The sequence below is a fragment of the Streptomonospora salina genome (assembly GCF_014204715.1).
In the GTDB taxonomy this organism is placed as follows: domain Bacteria; phylum Actinomycetota; class Actinomycetes; order Streptosporangiales; family Streptosporangiaceae; genus Streptomonospora; species Streptomonospora salina.
On record NZ_JACHLY010000002.1, the window covers coordinates 325,419 to 347,166 of the forward strand.

A 21,748-nucleotide genomic window follows, 5' to 3' on the forward strand; every position below is an offset into this window, starting at 1 on the left:
CGCGCGTCACCCGGAGCGGTCCGCGGGCGCGGCGAGGCGGGCGGCGAGTGCGGGGCCGATGACCGCCAAGCCCGCCGAGGTGAGCAGATCGTCGTGGGCGGCGGGGACCTCGTGGTGCTCGATTCCGCCGTCGATGCCGTGCTCCCAGGCGCGGGCGGCGCCGGCGGGGGCGTCCTCGGCCGTGAAGCAGAGCGCATCGCCCTTGTAGCGCGGCTGCTCCTGCCCGGCGGAGGCGGCCAGGACCTCGGCGGCCCAGCGGCGGTTGGCCTCGGCCATGCCCGCATCGCCGCGTTCGGCGCCGATCCGGGCGGCCAGGGCGCCGCCGGCATCGGCCGGCCGCTCCGCTTCCTCCTCCGCTCCGGTGGCGCAGGCGCCGCGCCGGGCGTGCCACGGCGCCGGGTAGGCGTCCAGCAGCGCGAGCAGCTCGACGTCCGCGCCGTCCTGCGCCAGCTCGGCCGCCACGGCCTGGGCCAGGGTTCCGCCGAAGGACCACCCGGCGATCCGGTAGGGACCGTGCGGGTGAGCGCGGCGGATGCGCCGGGCGTAGACACCGGCGAGGGCGGCGACGGTGCCGGCGGCGGTGGCCGCCGCCGGCGCCTCCACGCCCAGGATCGGCACGTCGGAACCGAGGTGGCGGCGCAGTCCGACGAAGGACCAGCTGAACCCGCTCGCGGGGTGCAGGCAGAACAGCGGTGCCTGCTCGCCGCCCGAGCGCAGCACGACGACGCCGGGTTCGCCGGGGGCGTCCTGCGGCGCCGCGGCCCCGACCCGGCCGGCGCGGCCCTCCGGCCGCGCGCCGAGTGCGGCCAGGTGCGCGGCCAGCGCGGCCGGCGACGGGTTGGCGAACAGGTCGGCGATCGCCGCACGTGCGCCGGTCTCGGCTTCGACCCGGGAGCGCAGCCGCACCAGCAGCATCGAGTGGCCGCCCAGGTCGAAGAAGTCGTCGTCGGCGCCGACCCGGGCGGCGCCCAGCACCTCGGCGAAGACCTCGCACAGCACCGCCTCGGCGGCGCCGCGCGGCTCGCGCCCGGGAGCCGGGGCGAACTCGGCCGGGTCGGGCACCGGAAGCGCGCTCCGGTCCAGCTTGCCGTGGGCGGTCAGCGGGAGCGCGTGCAGCGGCAGGAACGCCGCCGGCACCATGTAGTCGGGCAGCCGGGCGGCCAGGTGGGCGCGCAGCTCGGCGGTGCCGGGACCGCCGCCGCCCCGGGGCGCGTCGGCGTCGCCGCCGGGTCCCGGTCCTCGATCCGGCGGAACCGCCCCGGCGGCGCCGTGGCGCTGCGCCGTGGCGACGATGTAGGCCGCCAGTCGCCGGTCCCCCGGCGCGGCCTCCCACGTGTCGACGACCGCCTGGTCGACGGCGGGGTGCTCGCTCAGCGCCGCGGCGATCTCGCCGGGCTCGATGCGGAAGCCGCGCACCTTCACCTGGTCGTCGGCGCGGCCGACGTAGTCCACCGACCCGTCGGGCATGCGCCGCACCAGGTCGCCGGTGCGGTACATGCGGGCGCCGGGCGCGCCGGACGGGTCGGCGACGAACCGGTCGGCGGTGAGCCCGTAGCGTCCGAGGTAGCCGCGGGCGAGACCGGCCCCGCCGAGGTACAGCTCGCCGACCACGCCCGGCGGGACCGGATTCAGCCGCGCGTCGAGCACGTAGGCGGCCGTGTTGGCCGTGGGGTGCCCGATGACCGGGCGGACGTGGGCGCCGGCGCGCGCCGCCAGAGCGTCGACCGTGGTCTCGGTGGGGCCGTAGAGGTTGACGGCGACGGTGCCGCGCTCCTCCCACTCGCCCAGCCGCCTCCACAGCGACGCCGGCACCGCCTCGCCGCCCACGCCCAGCGTCAGCGGGATGTGGGTGCCCGGTTCGCCCAACCCGGCGCGCATCAGCTGCTGCAGGTGCGAGGGGGCCACTTCGATGAAGTCGAGGCGGTCGGCGCGGATCCGCTCGACCAGCAGCGCCGGGTCGTGCATGGCCTCTTCGGTGACGATGTGCACGGCGTGGCCGTCCAGCAGCCACAGCTGCGGCTGCCAGGCGGCGTCGAAGGAGAACGACCAGGCGTGGCCCGCGCGCAGCCGGTCGCGGCCGGCGCGGTGCCGGGCGGGCCGGTGCAGCGTCTCGCGGTGACTGTGGAACAGGTTGGCGAGGCTGCGGTGGGTGACCGCCACGCCCTTGGGACGGCCGGTGGAACCGGAGGTGTAGATGACGTAGGCGGGGTGGTCGGGGTGCAGCGGGGCGGTGCGGTCGGCGTCGGCCGGGTCGGTCGCGGGCCGCTCGTCCGGGCCCGCGGGGTCCGGAGGGAGGGTCGCGCGGGCGCCGAGCGCGGCGGCGCGCTCCCGCAGCCCGGGGGTGGCGACGGTGAGCAGCGGTGCGGCGTCGGTCAGCATGTGGGCGACGCGGTCGTCGGGGTAGGCCGGGTCGACGGGCAGGTAGGCGGCGCCGGCCTTGAGCACCGCCAGCATCGCCACCAGGGTGTCGGCCGAGCGCGGAAGCAGCAGCGCGACGACGGTTTCGGGACCGGCTCCGTGCGCGATGAGTTCGTGGGCCAGTCGGTTGGCGCGCCGGTTCAGCTCGGCGAACGTGTGGCTTCGGCCCTCGCAGACCAGCGCCGGGTGGTCGGGGCCGCCGGCGGCCGCTGCCTCGAACAGGGCGGGCACGGTCGCCGGGTCGGGCACCGCCACGCTCGGCCCCCGGGCGTCGCGGGTGATCCGGTCGGACTCCTCGGCGGTGAGCAGGTCCAGCCGGCCGATGGCGGCGGAGGGGTCGTCGGCGGCGGCCGCCAGCAGCCGCTCCATCCGCAGGGCGACGTTGCGCACCGTCGCGTCGTCGAACAGGTCGCGGCTGTAGTCGACGACGCACCGCACGGCTCCGGCCGCGGGGTCGGCGGCGTTCTCGCCGGGGTCGCGGAACTCGAAGGCCAGGTCGAACTTGCCGCCGGGAGCGGCCACCGGCTCGCGTTCGGCCTGCAGGCCCTCCATCTCCAGGCGCGGACCGGCGCCGCTCTGGTAGGCCAGCATCACCTGGAACAGCGGGTGGCGGCTCGTCGACCGGGCGGGGTTGACGACCTCCACCAGGTGTTCGAACGGGATGTCGGAGTTGTCGTAGGCGGCCAGGTTGGCGTCGCGCACCCGCGCCAGCAGCTCGGTGAAGGCCGGGTCGCCGGAGGTGTCGGTGCGCAGCACCAGCGTGTTGACGAAGAACCCGACGAGGTCGTCGAGCGCGGCGTCGTCGCGTCCGGCCACCGGCGAGCCGACCGGGATGTCGGTGCCCGCGCCCAGCCGGGTCAGCAGGGCGGCCAGCGCCGCCTGCAGCACCATGAACACGCTGGTGTCGTTGGTGCGCGCCAGCGCGCGCAGCCGCGCGCTCAGCTCGGCCGGCAGCGCCAGTTCGACGGAGCCGCCGCGGCCGGCCGCGGCGGCCGGCCGCGGGCGGTCGGTGGGCAGGGCGAGTTCCTCGGGCAGGCCGCGCAGCGCCTCGCGCCAGTAGGCGGCCTGGGCGTGGACGGCGCTGTGGGGGTCGTCCTCGGTGCCCAGCACGGCGCGCTGGTGCAGCCCGTAGTCGGCGTACTGGACGGGCAGCGGCGCCCAGGCGGGGGCGCGGCCGCTGCGGCGGGCGGTGTAGGCCGTGCCGATGTCGCGCAGCAGCGGGCGGGCCGACCAGCCGTCACCGGCGATGTGGTGCAGCAGGACCAGCAGCACGTGCTCGTCTTCGGCGGTGCGGAACAGGCGGGCGCGCAGCGGCGGTTCCGCGTCCAGCCGGAATCCGTGGGCCGCGGCCTCGGCGAGCGCGCCGGGCAGCGCGTCCTCGCCGGTGTCGGTGAGCGGCACGTCGGGGCGGGCCTGCTCGGGCGCCAGGATGTGCTGGTAGGGCACGCCGTCGTCGTCGGGGAAGACGGTGCGCAGGCTTTCGTGGCGGGCGGTGACGTCGGCCAGCGCCTCGGCCAGGGCGGCGCGGTCCAGCGGGCCGCGCAGCCGTGCGCAGAAGGGGATGTTGTAGGTGGGGCGCGGACCGTCCAGCCGGTAGAGGAACCACATGCGCTGCTGGGCGTAGGACAGCGGGGGCCGCTCGGGGCGCGGGGCCGGGCGCAGCGGGGGGCGGGCGCCGGCGGGGCGCAGCCGCTCGGCGATCCCGGCGACCGTGGGCGCGTCGAAGACGGTGCGCAGCTCGACGTCGCGGCCCAGGACGGTGCGGATGCGGGTGACCAGCCGGGTGGCCAGCAGCGAATGGCCGCCCATCGCGAAGAAGTCGTCGTCGATGCCGGCGTCGGGCACGTCCAGGATCTCGCGGTAGAGCCCGCACAGCAGTTCCTCGACCTGGTTGCGCGGCGGGCGGCCGCCGGCGTCCGCGGCGAGGTCGGGGGCGGGCAGTGCGGAGCGGTCGGTCTTGCCGTTGGGCAGGACGGGCATCGCGTCGAGCGGCACCACGGCTGCGGGGAGCATGGCCGTGGGCAGGCGCGCCGCGACGTGGTCGCGCAGCGCCCGCGGATCGACGGTGCGGCCGCCGAGCGGGGCGGCGTAGGCGACGAGGGCGTCGGAGCCCGCGTCGTCGCGGTGCACGGCGGCGGCGCAGGCGGCGACGTCGGGGTGGGCGGCCAGGGCGGCCTCGACGTCGCCGAGTTCGACGCGCATTCCGCGGATCTTGACCTGGTCGTCGGTGCGGCCGAGGAACTCCAGCTCGCCCCGGGCGTTGGCCAGGACGCGGTCGCCGGTGCGGTACATGCGCGCCCCGGGCGCGCCGAAGGGGTCGGCGACGAACCGGGCCGCGGTCAGCCCGTGGCGTCCGAGGTAGCCGCGGGCGAGACCGGCCCCGCCGAGGTAGAGCTCGCCGGACACGCCGGCGGGCACGGGCCGCAGCAGGGAGTCGAGCACGTAGGCGCGCACCCCGGGGTCGGGGAGGCCGATGGGCACCCGGTCGCCGGCCGCGTCGGGGCGGCACCGGCCCAGTGTGGCGTTGACCGTGGCCTCGGTGGGGCCGTAGCAGTTGAACATGGCGCGCCCGTCGGAGGCGAAGCGGCGCACGAGGGCGCCGGGGACGGCTTCGGTTCCGGCGAGCACCGTCATACCGGGGGGCAGTTCGGCGTCGTCGGGCAGCGCCGCCAGCAGCGCGGGCGGCAGGCCGACGTGGGTGGCGCCCCGTTCGCGCAGGTAGTCGGTCAGCGGCGGACCGGGCACACGGCGCTCGGGCGGCACGACCACGAGCCGGCCGCCGGAGAGAACACCCATGGCGAACTCCCAGAAGGCGACGTCGAAGCTGGGCGAGCCGAGCTGGGCGACGCGGCTGTCGGCGCCGACGCCGAGGCGGCGGGCGGCGGTGGCCACGAGCTTGGCGACGCCCGCGTGGCTGACGACGACGCCCTTGGGGCGGCCGGTGGAGCCCGAGGTGTAGACGAGGTAGGCGGCGCTGCCGGGCGCCAGACCGGCACCGCGGTCGGCGTCGGTGACCGGTCCGGGCGCGGCGGAGGCGATCGCGGCGGCGGTGGCGGGGTCGCCGGGCTCCACGCGATCGGCGCCGGTGAGGGCGGCGACGCGCGCGCTGAGGCCGTCCGCGGTGACGACGCAGGCCGGGCGGGCGTCGGCGAGCATGTGGGCGAGCCGGTCGTCGGGGTAGTCCGGATCGAGCGCGAGGTAGGCCGATCCGGACTTGAGGACCGCCAGTAGCGCCACGATCAGCTCCGCGGAGCGGGGGACGGCGAGCGCGACCACGCGCTCGGGCCCGGCGCCGCGCTCCAGCAGGACCCGCGCCAGCCGGTTGGCCTGCGCGTCGGCTTCGGCGGCGGTGAGGACGGCGTCCTCGTCCTCGACGAGCACCGAGTGGGGGGATTCGGCTACCCGGCGGGCGAACAGCTCGGGGAAGGCGGCTTCGCGCAGGGCGTCGGCTTCGGCCGCCTCCTCGGCCTTGTGCAGTCCGGGTTCCGGGCCGGCGGCGCCGGCGGGCTCGGAGGTGCGGGTGACCGCGTCGTGGGCGGCCGTGCGGTGGGCGGCGAGCGCGGCGGTGGGGGCCGGCACGTGGTGGGGCGGCAGGACGGGCAGCCGGGCGAGGGGCGTGTGCGGCGCGTCCGCCATGGCCTGCAGGACGGCGGTGAGGGTGTCGGCGACCAGTTCCGCCCGCTCTTCGGGGACGGTGTCGGGGCGGTAGCCCAGGGTCAGGCGCAGCCGCGGGTTCTGTGCGTCCGGCCGCGGGGGCGCGACCGCCAGGGACAGGGGGTAGTGCGTCGCGTCGGTGGAGCCCAGCACCCGGGCGTGCAGGCCGGGCACGTCGGCGGCGGGGTCGGTGCCCTCGACGGGGTAGTTCTCGACCGCCATCAGCGTGTCGAACAGCTCGCCGGCTCCGGCCGCGCGCTGGATCTCGGCGAGGCCGACGTGGCCGTGGTCGAGCAGGGCGGCCTGCTCGTCGCGCAGGCGGGCGAGCAGGCCGGCGGCGGTTTCGCCCGGGTGCGCGCGTACCCGCACCGGCACGGTGTTGACGAACAGCCCGACCATGTCGGGGGCGCCCTCCAGGCTGTGGGGGCGTCCGGAGACGGCGGTGCCGAAGACGACGTCGCGGCTGTCGAGGAGGTGGCCCAGCACCGTCGCCCACGCCGCCTGGAGGACGGTGCTGAGCGTGACGCCCTGGGCGCGCGCGAGGTCGCGGACCGCGGCGGTGCGTTCGGCGGGCACGTCGCGGGTGAGGCCGCGGGGTTCGGCGGCCCCGTCCTCCGGGGCCGGGGGATCGCCCGCCCGGTCGGGGCGGTCGGAGCGGGAGGCGGCGAACGCGTCGGCGACGCGTGTGGGGCCCGCGACGCCCGCCAGCGCGGTGCGCCAGGCCTCCAGCGCCGCGCCGGTGTCCTGGCGGCCGAGCCAGGACAGGTAGTCGCGGAACGGAGCGGGGCGCGGCAGCGGGGCGCCGTCGGCGGCGTAGAGCCGGAACAGGTCGCGCACCAGCAGCGGCAGCGACCAGCCGTCGAGCAGGATGTGGTGGTGGGTGAGCACCAGCACGTGGTCGCGGGGCGCCCGGCGCACCAGCACGAACCGGACCAGCGGCGGGTGGGCGAGGTCGAAGCGCCGGCGGCGCTGCTCGTCGCGCAGGCGCGCCAGCTCGGCTTCCTGCCCGGCGGTGTCGAGGCCGGTCAGGTCGGTGCGGGACCAGTCGGCGGGCACGTCGGCGCCCACGAGCGCGGCCGCCTGCCCGTTCTTGCGGCGCCGGAACGCGGCGCGGACGTTGGGATGGCGCCGCAGCAGGGCGTCGGCGGCCGCGCGCAGCCGCTCGGGATCCAGACCGCCGTGCAGTTCCAGGGCGACCTGGACGTTGTAGACGTCGGCGCCGGCGGCGTCGAGTTGGCTCTGGAACAGCAGCCCTTCCTGGAGCGGCGTCAGCGGCAGGATGTCCTCCAGGCCGGATGCGTTGCTCACGGGAGCCTCCACTCTGCTTCGAATGCCTCGATCTCGTCCTGATCGAGGTCGGTCAGGGACAGGTCGGAGGGGGTGTGTCCGCCCGCCCCCGAGGAGTCGGTATGGGCGACGAGCCCGCCGAGCTGGGCGAACCAGGCGTCGGCGAACTCGCGCACGTCGGTTTCGGCCAGCAGCCGCTGCGGCCAGGCCCAGGTGGCGGTCAGCTCCGGGCCTTCGGCGCCGTCGCGGGTGAGGACGTTGAGCTCCAGGGGGTGGCGCACGGGCATGCGGGGGTCGATGCCGGGCGGCAGCGCGCCGGTTTCGGGGGCCACGGCCCAGGGCTCGTACTCGCCGGCGACCGCGACGCGCCCGAGGTAGTTGAACAGCAGCGGCGGTTCGGGGTCGGCGGCCAGCGGCGCGGCGGTATCGGAGTTGAGGTGGCGCAGCAGTCCGTAGCCGATACCGCCGTCCGCGGGTCGGGTGCGCAGCTGCTCCTTGACCCGTTTGAGTGCGTCGCCGGCGTCCGCCCCGCCGGTGCGGGCCCGGGCCGGATCGAGGCCGGCGACGTCCAGGCGCGCGGGGTGGACGGCGGTGAACCAACCGACGGTGCCCGAGACGTCGGTTCCGCCGAACAGGTGCTGTTCGCGGCCGTGGCTTTCCAGGGCGAGCCGCAGCACCCCGCCGGTACCGCCGGAGCGGGAGGCGCGCCATTCGGCGGCGGCCAGGGCGAGCGCGGACAGCAGCACGTCCTCGATACCGGTGTGGAACGCCTCGGGGACGCGGGTGAGCAGCGCTTCGGTGTCGGCCGCGGGCAGCGTCACGGTGATCCGGCGCAGGGTCGCGGCGGTATCGCGCTCAGGGTCGCAGGGCCCGAACTCCTCCGTGCCGCCGTCGGCGGCGGTGATCTCCCGCCAGGCGGGGAGTTCGGCGGTGCGGTGCCGGGAGCGGGCTTCGGTTCGCAGCTCCCGCGACCAGCGCGCGTAGGAGGTGTGCGGCGCCGGCGGTGCGGGTGGGCGGCCGCGGGAGGCGTCGCGCCAGGCGGCGGCGAGCCCGGCACGCAGGATGTGCCAGGATACGCCGTCGACGGCGAGATGGTGGACCACCAGCAGCAGTCGGCCGGGCCGGCCGGGACCGCGGTCCAGCCACACGGCCCGCACCATCGCCCCGGCGCAGGGGTCGAGCCGGCCCTGGGCGGCGTCGGCCTCCTCGGCGGCGGCCCGTGCCAGACCGGCGGCGTCCAGCCCGGCGGCGTCGCGCCGGGTGAGCACGTCGGCGGCCGTGACCGCGCCGGGTTCGGCGGCGTGCAGCCGCCAACCGTCGGCAGCCGTGCGCAGCCGGGCGCGCAGCATGGCGTGGGTGTCCAGCACCGCCTGGAGGGCGGCGGTCAGGCCGGCGGTGTCGGCGCCGTCGGGGGTGTGCACGACGGTGGCCTGGCTGTAGCGCGCGATGGGGCCGCCGCGTTCACGCAGCCAGTGCATGACGGGGGTCGGTTCGATGTCGCCGGTGCCGTCGTCGGGGCCGTGGCGGGTGCCGGTGCCGCCGGGGGCGTCGGCGGGAGCGGCGGCCAGGGCGAGGCGCTGCGGGGTCTGCTCGGTGACGACGTCGGCGGGGGTCAGTTCCAAACCGCCGGCGCGGGCGTTGCCGACGAGCCGGATGGCGAGGATGCTGTCGCCGCCGAGGGAGAAGAAGCCGTCGTCGGCGCCGACGTGCTCCAGCCCGAGCAGCTCGGCGAACAGCCCGGCGAGCAGCTCCTCCCGGAAGCCCCGGGCCTCCCGCCCGGCCGCGGTGCGCGCTCCGGGGTCGGGGGCGGGCAGGGCGGCGCGGTCGAGCTTGCCGTTGGCGGTCAGCGGGAACGCGTCGAGCACCGTGATCGCGGCGGGGACCATGTGCTCCGGCAGCCGCGCCGCGAGCCGGCGCACCAGCGCATCGGGATCCGGGGCGGCGGCGCCGGCGGGGGTGACGTAGCCGGCGAGCCGGTCGGCGCCCGCGGCGGTGCGGTCGGCGGTGACGACGGCACCGGCGACCCCGGGCGCAGTGGTGAGCGCGTGTTCGATCTCGCCGGGTTCGATGCGCATCCCGCGCACCTTCACCTGGAAGTCCGAGCGCCCCGCGAACACCAGCCGCCCCCCGGCGTCCCACCGCACGAGGTCGCCGGTGCGATACATCCGCGCCCCCGGGCCGCCGAACGGATCGGCGACGAACCGCTCCGCCGACAGCCCCGGCCGGTTCGCATACCCCCGCGCCAGCTGCACCCCGGACAGATACAGTTCGCCCTCCACGCCCGCGGGGACCGGCGCCAAGCGGCCGTCGAGCACGTAGACGCCCGTGTTCCACACCGGACGCCCGATCGGCACCCCCGCACCGGAGAACTCCTCGGCGCCGGCGTCGAAGGCGGTCACGTCCACCGCCGCCTCCGTGGGCCCGTACAGGTTCGCCGGCGCCGCCCGCGGCAGCACAGCCCGGACCCGGCGGGCGGTGCCGGCGCCGAGCGCCTCGCCCGAGGCGAAGACCCGGCGCAGCGACGTGCACCGCGCGGCCTGCGGCTCCTCGACGAAGAGCCGCAGCATCGAGGGGACGAAGTGGCACACCGTGACACCGGCCTCGTGGATCAGCCCGGCCAGGTAGGCGGGGTCGCGGTGCCCGCCCGGTGCGGCCACCACCTGCGACGCCCCAGCGGCGAAGGGCCAGAACAGCTCCCACACCGACACGTCGAAGGACACCGGCGTCTTCAGCAGCACCCGATCCGCCCGCTCCAGCCCGTAGGCGTCCTGCATCCACGCCAACCGGTTCACGATCGCCGCATGAGCGACCACCACACCCTTGGGCCGGCCCGTCGACCCCGACGTGTACAGCACATAAGCCGGATGTTCCGGAAGCAGCGCAGCGGCCCGATCCGCGTCGCTCACCGGCTCCGCCGAACGATCGGCCAGGCGGGGCGCGGTCGCGGCCGCGTCCAGTACGAGCCGGGGCACGGCGGGCTCGGCGGGCAGGTCGGCGGTGTCGGCGTCGCGGCACAGCAGCAGTGCCGGACGCGCGTCCTCCAGCACGAACGCGACCCGCTCGCCGGGCTGCTCGGTCTCCACCGGCAGATACGCCCCGCCCGCACACACCACCGCGTGCAGCGCCACCACCAGCTCCACCGACCGCGGCAGCGCCACCGCCACCACACTCTCCGGCCCCACACCACGCGCGATCAGCTCCCGCGCCAACCGGTGCACCCGCGCATCGAACTCCGCGCGGGAGACAGAGGTGGTGTCGGACACCAGCGCGAGCGCCGAACCGCCACCGGTTTCCGCGCCGCGGGCCACCAGCTCCGGCAGCGTCCGCTCGGCCACCGCACGCGGCGCGGTGCCCGCGCCCCACTCCCCCAGCAGCCGCTCCCGCTCACCCTCCCCCAACAGCGGAAGGCCGGCCACGGGCCGCTCCGGGTCGGCGGTTCCCGCGGAGAGCAGGCGCAGCAGCCGCTCGCCGAGGGCGTGCGCGGTCGCGTCGTCGAACCGTTCGGCCGAGAACCGTACGGCGGCCTCGGCGCCGTCGTCGCCGGGGCGTTCGATGAACTCGAACTCCAGGTCGAAGCGAGCGGCGGGCGGGGCCACGGCGTCGTCGACGGCCGCCTGGGCGGCCGCCAGGCCCGCACGCGGCTCGGGTCGCCGCTGGTGGCTGACCATCACCTGGAACAGCGGGTTGCGTCCGGCCGCGCGCGGCGGATTGAGCGCCTCGACCACGCGGTCGAAGGGCAGTTCGGCGTTGGCGTAGGCGGAAGCGGCGAACGTGCGGGCGCGGTCGACGACGCCGCCGAAACCGGGCTCGCCCGACAGGTCGGTGCGCAGCACCAGGGTGTTGAGGAACATGCCGACCGCGTCGTGCAGCGCCTCGTCGGGGCGGTCGGCGACCGGCGTGCCCAGGGGCACGTCGGTTCCGGCGCCCATGCGGTGCAGCAGCACGGCCACCGCCGATTGCAGGACGACGAACGGGGTGGCGCCGCGTTCGCGGGCCAGCCGGGTGAGGGCGCGCATGAGGCCGGCGGGGATCGCCAGCGCCACGGTTCCGGCCGCGTCGGCGGGTGCGGCGGGACGGGGCCGGTCGGCGGGTAGCGCGATCTCCTCGGGCAGGCCGGCCAGCGCTTCCCGCCAGAACCCCCGCTGGCGGGCCGCCCGGCTCTGCGGATCCTCCGGCGATCCCAGCAGCTCGCGCTGCCACAGCGCGTAATCCCCGTAGGACACCGGCAGCGGCGCCCACTCCGGCGCCCGGCCCGCGCACCGCGCCCGGTAGGCGGCGTCCAGATCCCGCAGGAACGGCTCCTGCGACCACTCGTCCACCGCGATGTGATGGAACAGGTTGAGCAGGACGTGCTCACCGGAGTCGGCGGCGAAGAGGACCGGCCGGTAGGCGGGTTCGGATTCCAGATCGAAGGGGCGCCGGGCGGCGGCGGCCACCAGCCCGTCCGGATCGGCGTCGCCGGTACGCACCACCCGCAGGGGGTCGCGCGTGTGCGGGGTGTCCAGGACCTGCTGGCGGGGCTCTGCGCCGGAGCGGGGGTAGGCGGTGCGCAGGACGGCGTGGCGGGCCGTGACATCGGCGACGGCGGCGCGCAGCGCTTCGGTGTCGACGCCGCCGCCCAGCCGCAGCACCCAGGCGACGTTGTAGGCCGCCTCCGCGCCGGGCACCTGGGCTCCGGCCCACATCCCGCGCTGGGCGGCCGAGAGCGGAGGGGCCGCGTCGGATTCGGCGGCGGCTCCGGGGCGCAGCGGAGGCCGGGGGTCCTGGCGCGCGGCGATGCGTGCGGCCAGTTCCGCCGGGGTGGGGGCGTCGAACAGGTCCGCCACGCCCACCTCCGCGCCGAGGCGGGTGCGCAGCGCGTTGACCAGTCGTGCGCCGGCCAGGGAGGTACCGCCGAGGGAGAAGAAGCCGTCGTCGGCGCCGACGTGCTCCAGCCCCAGGAGGTCGGCGTAGAGCGCGCAGACCAGTTGTTCGCGCGGCCCGCTCGCGGCGCGGCCGGTGCCCGGGCCGGCGGTGCCCGGGCCGGGATCGGGCAGGGCGGCGCGGTCGAGCTTGCCGTTGGCGGTCAGCGGGAAAGCGTCCATGGCGACCAGCGCCTCGGGCACCATGTGCGCGGGCAGGCGGGCGGCCAACTCGGTACGCAGTCCGCCGGTGCCGGCGCCGTGCGGGGTTGCGGGGACGACGTAGCCGACCAGGCGGGTGTCGCCGGCGGCGTCGGGCCGGGCCAGGACCGCTGCGTCGGCCACGTCCGGGCGCGAGGCCAGGGCGTGTGCGATCTCGCCGGGTTCGATGCGCATCCCGCGCACCTTCACCTGGAAGTCCGAACGTCCCACGAACACCAGCCGTCCGGCGCGGTCCCAGCGCACCACGTCGCCGGTGCGATACATCCGCGCGCCGGGCGCACCGAAGGGATCGGCCGTGAACCGCTCCGCCGACAGCCCCGGCCGGTTCGCATACCCCCGCGCCAGCTGCGCCCCCGACAGGTACAGCTCCCCTTCGACGCCGGCGGGCACCGGCGCCAGCCGCTCATCCAGGACGTAGACGCCCGTGTTCCACACCGGACGCCCGATCGGCACCCCCGCACCGGAGAACTCCTCGGCGCCGGCGTCGAAGGCGGTCACGTCCACCGCCGCCTCCGTGGGCCCGTACAGGTTCGCCAGCGCGGCCTGGGGCAGGAGCGCGCGGAAGCGTTCCGCGGTGCCGGCGCCGAGCGCCTCGCCCGAGGCGAAGACCCGGCGCAGCGACGTGCACGCCGACGCGCCGGGAGCGTCGGCGAACACCCGCAGCATCGAGGGGACGAAGTGGCACACCGTGACCCCGTTGGCGGTGACCGCCTCGGCCAGGTAGGCGGGGTCGCGGTGCCCGCCCGGTGCGGCCACCACCTGCGACGCCCCCGCGGCGAAGGGCCAGAACAGCTCCCACACCGACACGTCGAAGGACACCGGCGTCTTCAGCAGCACCCGGTCATCGGTCCCAAGCCGATAGGCGCCCTGCATCCACGCCAACCGGTTCACGATCGCCGCATGAGAGACCACCACACCCTTGGGCCGGCCCGTGGAACCGGAGGTGTAGAGCACATAGGCCGGGTGCCCGCCCCGCAGCGGCGCCCGTCGATCGGCGTCGGAGACGGGGCCGGCCGGGTGCTCGGCGATGCGCGCCGCGGTCTCCGGCGCGTCGAGCGCGACAGTCTCGACACCGTCGACCCGCGGCAGATCGGCGGCGTCCGCTCCGCGGCACAGCAGCAGTGCCGGACGCGCGTCCTCCAGCACGAACGCGACCCGCTCACCGGGCTCGTCGGTCTCCACCGGCAGATACGCCCCGCCCGCACACACCACCGCGTGCAGCGCCACCACCAGCTCCACCGACCGCGGCAGCGCCACCGCCACCACACTCTCCGGCCCCACACCACGCGCGATCAGCTCCCGCGCCAACCGGTGCACCCGCGCATCGAACTCCGCGCGGGAGACAGAGGTGGTGTCGGACACCAGCGCGAGCGCCGAACCGCCACCGGTTTCCGCGCCGCGGGCCACCAGCTCCGGCAGCGTCCGCTCGGCCACCGCACGCGGCGCGGTGCCCGCGCCCCACTCCCCCAGCAGCCGCTCCCGCTCACCCTCCCCCAACAGCGGAAGGCCGGCGACCGGCCGATCGGGATCGTCCAGGGCGGCGCGGAGCAGCAGGGTGAACCGCCGGGTCAGGTCGGCGACGGTGGTGCGGTCGAACCGGTCGGCGGAGTAGCGCACCGCCGCGTCCAGCTCCTCGGCGCCGGGCCGCTCGATGAACACGACCTCCAGGTCGAACTTCGCGGTGTCGATCACCCGGTCGTCCAGCCGGGTGCGCAGGCCCAGTAGACCGTCGGTGCCCTCGGGCCGCCTCTGGTGGCTGACCATGACCTGGAACAGGGGGTTGCGCCCGGTAGCACGCACGGGGTTGAGCTCCTCGACGACGTCGTCGAAGGGCAGCTCGGCGTTGGCGAACGCGGCGAGATCGGAGTCGCGCACACGCTCCAGCAGCGTGCGGAAGCCGGGGGCGCCCGTCAGGTCGGTGCGCAGCACCAGGGTGTTGAGGAACATGCCGACCGCCTCGTGCAGCGCCTCATCGGCGCGATTGGCCGCCGGCGTGCCCAGCGGGACGTCGGGGCCGGCGCCCATCCGGTACAGCAGCACGGCCACCGCGGCCCGCAGCACCATGAAGCGCGTGGTGCGGGTCTGCTCGGCGATCCGCTCGACGTCCGCGGCCACGTCCGCGGGCAACGCGAAGCGCACCAGTCCGCCGCTGCCGCTCGCGGCCCGCGGGCGGGGCCGGTCGGCGGGCAGGGGGATCTCCTCGGGCAGCCCCGCCAGGGCCTCCCGCCAGAAACCGCGCTGACGCGATGCCCTGCTGCCCGGATCCTCCGGCGAACCCAGCAGCTCGCGCTGCCACAGCGCGTAATCCCCGTAGGACACCGGCAGCGGCGCCCACTCCGGAACCCCGCCGGCCGCACGCGCCCGATAAGCCGCATCCAGATCACGCAGGAACGGCTCCTGCGACCACTCGTCCACCGCGATGTGGTGGAACACGGCCAGCAGCACGTGCTCTGCGTCCCCGACGAACAGCCGGAAGCGCGCCGGCAGGCCGCCGGCCAGGTCGAAGGGTTCGCACGCGGCACGGTCCAGCCGCTCCTCGGAGACGCCGGGCACGGCCTCCCGTTCCAGCAGCGGTCGCGGCAGGTCGGCGACGCCGACGACGCGCTGCTGGGGCTCGCCGCCGGCGCCTGCGGGGAAACGGGTGCGCAGGACCTCGTGGCGGGCGAGGACGTCGCCCAGCGCATCCTCCAGCGCGGCGCTGTCGAGGGGGCCGCGGATGCGCAGTGCCCAGGGCACGTTGTAGGCGCCGCCGGTGGCAGCGCCGGCGGACTCCAGCAGCCACAGCCGCCGCTGCTCGGCGGCGAGGGGAACACGCGCGGGCCGGGGGCGCGCGGTCAGCGCCGGCCGCGCCGCGGCGGCGTCTCCCGCACGCTCGGTGATCCGCGCGGCGATGCCGACCGGTGTGGCCGCCTGGAACACGTCGCCCACGCCGACCTCGGAGCCGAGCCGGGCACGCAGCAGGTTGGCGACGCGGGCGGCGGCCAGCGAGTGCCCGCCCAGCGCGAAGAAGTCGTCGCCGCCGCCGACGGAGCCGGTGCCCAGGACCTCGCCGATCGCGGCGCAGACGGCTTCCTCCTGCGGGGTACCCGGCGCGCGGCGGACGGCCTCGCGGGCGGCGGTGGCGGGCGCGGGCAGCGCGGCGCGGTCGATCTTGCCGTTGGCGGTCAGCGGGAACTCCTCCAGCACCACCACGACCGAAGGGACCATGTAGTCGGGCAGGTGCTCCGCGGCACCCGCGCGCACCGTGTCTCCGTCGAGCGCTCCGGCCCCCGGCTCGGCGACGACGTAGCCGGTGATCGCGCCGTCGGCGCCGCCGTCGGCGCGCACTGTCGCGACCGCCTGGCCGACGCCGGACCGGCGCGCCAGGGCCGCCTCGATCTCGCCGAGCTCGATGCGGAACCCGCGGACCTTCACCTGGAAGTCGGAGCGGCCCAGGTAGTCCAGGCTCCCCGTACTGTCCCAGCGCACGACATCGCCGGTGCGGTACATGCGCGATCCGGCGGGGCCGAACGGGTCGGCGACGAACCGCTCCGCGCTCAGGCCCGGGCGGCCGCGGTAACCGCGAGCCACACCCTCGCCGGCGATGTAGAGCTCGCCGGCCGTGCCCGGCGGTACCGGGCGCAGCCCCGCGTCGAGCACGTGCACCCGGGTGTTGGCGATCGGGGCGCCGACGGTGACCGGGCGCCCGGGCTCCACCGGTGCGGCGGTGGACCAGATCGTGGTCTCGGTGGGCCCGTAGAGATTCACCACCTCCCGGGCGCGTGCGGCCAGCGTCTGGGCCAGGGACTCGGGCAGCGCCTCACCGCCCGCCAGCACCCGCAACCCGGCCACCGCCCCGGGATCCTCCTCGACCAGCGCCCGCCACAGGCTCGGGGTGGCCTGCATGACCGAAGCCCCCGAAGAGGAGACGAGCCGGGCGAGCGCGGCCGGGTCACGCACCGTGTCCCGATCCGCCAGCACCGCCGTCGCCCCCGCCAGCAGCGGCAGATACAGCTCCAGCGCGGAAATGTCGAAACCGACCGTGGTCACCGCCAGCAGCCGCTCCCCCGGCACCAGCGGGAACCGCCCGCCCATATCGGCCAGGAAATTACCCAGAGCCCCATAAGAGACCACCACACCCTTGGGCCGCCCCGTCGACCCGGACGTGTACAGCACATAGGCGGCGCTGTCCGGCGCGGGAACCGCCGCGCCGGCGCCGGCCGGGGCGGGCTCGGGCCAGGTAGCCGGATCGTCCACCAGCAGCCGGCGCGGCCCCTCGGGCAGATGCGCCCCGGTCACGGCATCGGTCACCAGCACCCGCGCACCCGAATCGGCCAGCATGAACGCGATCCGCTCAGCGGGAAACCCCGGATCCACCGGCAGATACGCCGCACCCGCACGCCCCACCGCCAACAGCGCCACCACCAGCTCCACCGACCGCGGAAGCGCCACCGCCACCACACACTCCGGCCCCGCACCCGCCCCGCGCAACCGCTCCGCCAACACATCGACACGCTCCGACAACTCGGCAAAAGCCACCGAAACACCACCCGCCTCCACTGCGATGCGGTCGGGATGCTCGGCGGCGGCGCGGGCGATGCCCTCGGGAAGCAGCGGGCGTCGGACGGGCAGCTCGGTCGCGTTGGCGCGCGCCAGCATGCGCCGTTCGTCCGGGGTGCGCACGTCGATGGCGGACACGCTGCGCGCGGGGTCGCCCGTCATCGCCTCCAGCACCAGGCGCAACCGTTCGACCAGGCGCTCGGCCGTCACGCGGTCGAACCGGGCGGTGGCATAGCGCAGCGTGCCCGCGAGCCCGTCGGTGCCCGGTCGTTCGGCGAAGGCGAACTCCAGGTCGAGCTTGGCCGCCCGCATGTCGACCGAGTGGGCGGCGGATTCGGTGCCCAGCAGCGTGGGCCGGTCGGGGTCGCGCCGGTAGGTCAGCATGACCTGGAAGAGCGGGTGACGCGCCAGCGAGGCCGGGGCGTCGCACTCCTGCACGACCCGGTCGAAGGGCGCGTCGGCGTTGGCGAAGGCGGCGACGTCGGCTGCGCGCACCCGCGCCAGCAGTTCGCCGGCGGCGGGACCTCCGGAGAGGTCGGTGCGCAGGGTCAGCATGTTCAGGAACATGCCGACGGTGTCGTGCAGGGCGGTGTCGTCGCGGTTGGCGGCGGGCGTACCCACGGTGATGTCGTCGCCGGCTCCCGTGCGGTGCAGCAGCACGGCCACCGCGGCGTGCAGCACCATGAACGGGGTGGCCCCCTGCCGTTCGGCCAGCTCCAGCAGCGCGCGGTGCTCGGCGGGGCCGAGGGTGAACGCGACGGAGGCGCCCGCGCCGTCGGCCGCGGCGGGGCGCGGCCGGTCGGCGGGCAGGTCGAGTTCGGCCGGCGCGCCGGCGAGCGTGCCGCGCCAGAACGCGAGTTGGCGCGCCATCGGACCGGCGGGATCGTCGGCCGCGCCCAGCCAGTCGCGCTGCCAGACCGCGAAGTCGCCGTAGTCGGCCGCCGGCGGCTCCCACCGCGGGGCGCTCCCGGCGCGGCGTGCGGCGTAGGCGGCGTCGAGGTCGCGGATGAACGGCGCCTCGGACCACTCGTCGGTGGCGATGTGCGGGAAGGCGAACGCGAGTACGGCGTCGTCGGGTGCGGTGCGCAGCAGCGCGGCGCGCACGGCGGTGTCGCGGGCGAGGTCGAAGGGCCGGTGCAGTACCTCGTGCAGGTGCCCGTCCAGGTCGGCGGGGGCGGTGTCGGACACCTCCACCAGGTCGCCGATCTCGTCGGGGTCCAGGACGCGCTGGTGCGCGGCGCCCTCGCCGGGGGTGTCGGCGGGAGCGTAGACGGTGCGCAGGATCGCGTGGCGCAGCACGACGTCGCGCAGGGCGGCGGCGAGCGCGTCCGTGTCGACGGTGCCGCGCAGCCGGAAGGCCAGCGGGACGTTGTAAACGGCGCCGGGACCGTGCAGCCGGTCCAGGAACCACAGGCGCTGTTGGGCGTAGGACAGCGGCACGGGCGCGTCGGGGTCGGGGCGGCGGGTGAGCGGCGGCCGGGCGGCGGGGCGCGCGGCGAGCAGGACGGCGAGTGCGGCGGGCGTGGGGGCGTCGAACAGGTCGCGCACACGCGCGTCCACACCCAGCTCGGCGCGGATCCGGTTGGCGGCGCGGGTGGCGGTCAGCGAGTGCCCGCCCAGGGCGAAGAAGTCGTCGCCGCCGCCGACGGCACCGGTGTCCAGCACCGCGGCGAGGACGCTGCGCAAGCGCGCTTCGAACGGGCCGGCGGGCGTGTCGGGATCGCCGGAGGCGGCGGGTCCGGGTGCGGGCAGTGCGGCGCGGTCGATCTTGCCGTTGGCGGTCAGCGGGAACTCCTCCAGCACCACCACGGCCGAGGGCACCATGTAGTCGGGCAGGCGCAGCGCCAGGGCGCTGCGCAGGGATTCCGGATCGGGAGCGGCGCCGGGTCCGGGACGCACGTAGCCGACGAGGCGGGGGCCTGCGCCGGTGTCGTCGCGGGCGGCGGCGACGGCGTGGGAGACTCCGTCGCCTTCGGCGAGGGCGGTCTCGATCTCGCCGAGTTCGATGCGGAACCCGCGGACCTTCACCTGGAAGTCGGAGCGGCCGATGTAGGCCGGCGTTCCGTCGGCCTCGCGGCGGACGAGGTCGCCGGTGCGGTACATGCGCGATCCGGCGGGGCCGAACGGGTCGGCGACGAACCGCTCCGCGCTCAGGCCCGGGCGGCCGCGGTAGCCGCGGGCGAGCCCGGCGCCGGCGATGTAGAGCTCGCCGGCCGTGCCCGAGGGCACGGGGCGCAGCGCCGCGTCGAGCACGTAGAGGCGGGTCGCGGCGATCGGCGCACCGATGGGGGCGGCCGCGGCGGCCGGGCGGTCGCGGCCCGGTCCGATCGGTGCGGCGGTGGACCAGATCGTGGTCTCGGTGGGCCCGTAGAGATTCACCACCTCCCGGGCGCGTGCGGCCAGCGTCTGGGCCAGGGACTCGGGCAGCGCCTCACCGCCCGCCAGCACCCGCAACCCGGCCACCGCCCCGGGATCCTCCTCGACCAGCGCCCGCCACAGGCTCGGGGTGGCCTGCATGACCGAAGCCCCCGAAGAGGAGACGAGCCGGGCGAGCGCGGCCGGGTCACGCACCGTGTCCCGATCCGCCAGCACCGCCGTCGCCCCCGCCAGCAGCGGCAGATACAGCTCCAGCGCGGAAATGTCGAAACCGACCGTGGTCACCGCCAGCAGCCGCTCCCCCGGCACCAGCGGGAACCGCCCGCCCATATCGGCCAGGAAATTACCCAGAGCCCCATAAGAGACCACCACACCCTTGGGCCGCCCCGTCGACCCGGACGTGTACAGCACATAGGCGGCGCTGTCCGGCGCGGGAACCGCCGCGCCGGCGCCGGCCGGGGCGGGCTCGGGCCAGGTAGCCGGATCGTCCACCAGCAGCCGGCGCGGCCCCTCGGGCAGATGCGCCCCGGTCACGGCATCGGTCACCAGCACCCGCGCACCCGAATCGGCCAGCATGAACGCGATCCGCTCAGCGGGAAACCCCGGATCCACCGGCAGATACGCCGCACCCGCACGCCCCACCGCCAACAGCGCCACCACCAGCTCCACCGACCGCGGAAGCGCCACCGCCACCACACACTCCGGCCCCGCACCCGCCCCGCGCAACCGCTCCGCCAACACATCGACACGCTCCGACAACTCGGCAAAAGCCACCGAAACACCACCCGCCTCCACGGCCACCGCGCCGGGGACGCGGCGGGCGGTGGCGGCGATCCGGTCGGCGACCGGGTCGCCGGGCGCGTCGCCCGCCGGTCCCGAGGCAGCTGCGGTGCCGGCGTCGGCGATGTCGAGGGTGCCCAGCGGCCGGCGCCGGGCCTCCCCGGGTGCGGTGCCGGCGTCGGCGGTCCCCTGCAGCAGCCGGCCGAACTCCGCCAGCAGCGTGTCCAGGTCCGCGCGGGTGTAGCGGGCGGCGTTGCCGTTGAGTTCGAAGCGCAGCCCGCCGTCGGTGCCGTCGCGGTAGACCGACAGCGACACGTCGTCGACCGGCCCTTCCGACAGGGTGCGGGCGGTGCCGCGTGCTCCGGCGAAATCCAAGTCGTAGTCGAAGGCCTTGATGTTGACCACCGGCCCGTGCAGCGCGGTGCCGCGCCCCACCAGGTTGAGGTCGCGGCGCACGTCTTCGGCGCGGTAGCGCTGGTGGGCGCGCAGCTCGCGCAGGCGCCCCGTGGTGCCGGCGAGCAGATCGGCGACGGTGTCGGCGGGGCGCAGCCGCAGGCGCAGCGGCAGCACGTTGACCACCATCGCGGGAGTGCGCAGGGCGGCCGAGCCCAGACGTCCCATGGCGGGTATGCCGAGCACGACGTCGCGGGCGCCGGTGCGGCGGTGCACGTAGCAGCCGAAGGCGGCGACGACGGTCTCGGCCCAGCTGGCGCCGGAACGCTCGCCCAGTTCGGCCAGGCGCCCGGCGGTCGCCGCGTCCAGTGCGCCGTGCGCCGTGACCACCGCCGGGGCGGGCGCGGGCAGCGCGCCGCCGAGCAGCACCGGTTCCGGACGGTCGGCCAGCAGATCGCTCCAGTACGCGCGGTCGGCGGCGCGGCGGTCGGAGGCGGCGTAGTCCTCCTCTTCGGACACCACCGCGGCCAGGTCGCCGAACCGGCGCTCGGGCGTGCTGCCGCCGGCGAGCGCGGTGCAGACCTCCGCGACGCGGCGGGTGAACGTGGTGATGGCGTAGGCGTCGGCGACGATGTGGTGGAAACGCTGGTACCACAGGCGGTGGTCGTCGCCGATGCGGTAGAGCACGAAGCGGTGCAGCGGCCCCGCGGACAGCTCGACCGGAGCCGCCATGTCGGCGTGCATCAGTTCCAGCGCGGCGGCGCGCGGATCGGCCTCGCCGCGCAGGTCGGCCTCCTCCAACAGGGGCCGGTCCCCGGGCAGGTCCGGGTAGAGGGCCTGGCGGGGCGCGCCGTCCTCGCCGCGGTGCCGGTCGGGTTCTTCGACGAGGATGCGCAGCGTGTCGGTTTCGGCGACGACGTGTTCCAGCGCCGACCGCAGCAGCGCGGGGTCCGGGCCGTGCGGCATATCGATGTACTGGCCCACGTTGAAGCGCCCTGCGGCGGGGTCGGCGCCGCCGGGCGCGACGTGGTGGGCGTAGTAGACGCCGCGCTGGGCACCGGTGAGTGCCAGGGACACGGGGGTGCGGGTGGGGCGGGTCCGGCTCATGGTGGGGCGCTGCCTTCGGAGAAACGTGGCCTACGGGGCGGTGTCGAGGGAACGGGAGGAGGGGCGGCCCG

Annotated in this window: 2 protein-coding genes; both read right to left on the reverse strand. The window is 76.4% G+C overall.

Annotated elements, in window-relative coordinates; all coding sequences use genetic code 11:
• Positions 1-6: 6 nt before the first annotated feature.
• On the reverse strand, positions 7-7,380 hold the full coding sequence (locus tag HNR25_RS24400) for a non-ribosomal peptide synthetase (protein WP_184640273.1): 7,374 nt from the start codon (positions 7,378-7,380) through the stop codon (positions 7-9).
• The gene (locus tag HNR25_RS24405) at positions 7,377-21,677 is read right to left on the reverse strand and encodes a non-ribosomal peptide synthetase (protein ID WP_184640275.1); all 14,301 of its coding nucleotides are present in this window, start codon (positions 21,675-21,677) and stop codon (positions 7,377-7,379) included. Before HNR25_RS24405 ends, HNR25_RS24400 begins: the two co-directional genes overlap by 4 nt.
• Between the last annotated feature and the right edge of the window lie 71 nt (positions 21,678-21,748).

What these genes read in the sequence shown, in the direction of transcription:
- HNR25_RS24405 (WP_184640275.1), bottom strand. Translation starts at nt 21,677, where the DNA reads ATGAGCCGGACCCGCCCCACCCGCACCCCCGTGTCCCTGGCACTCACC.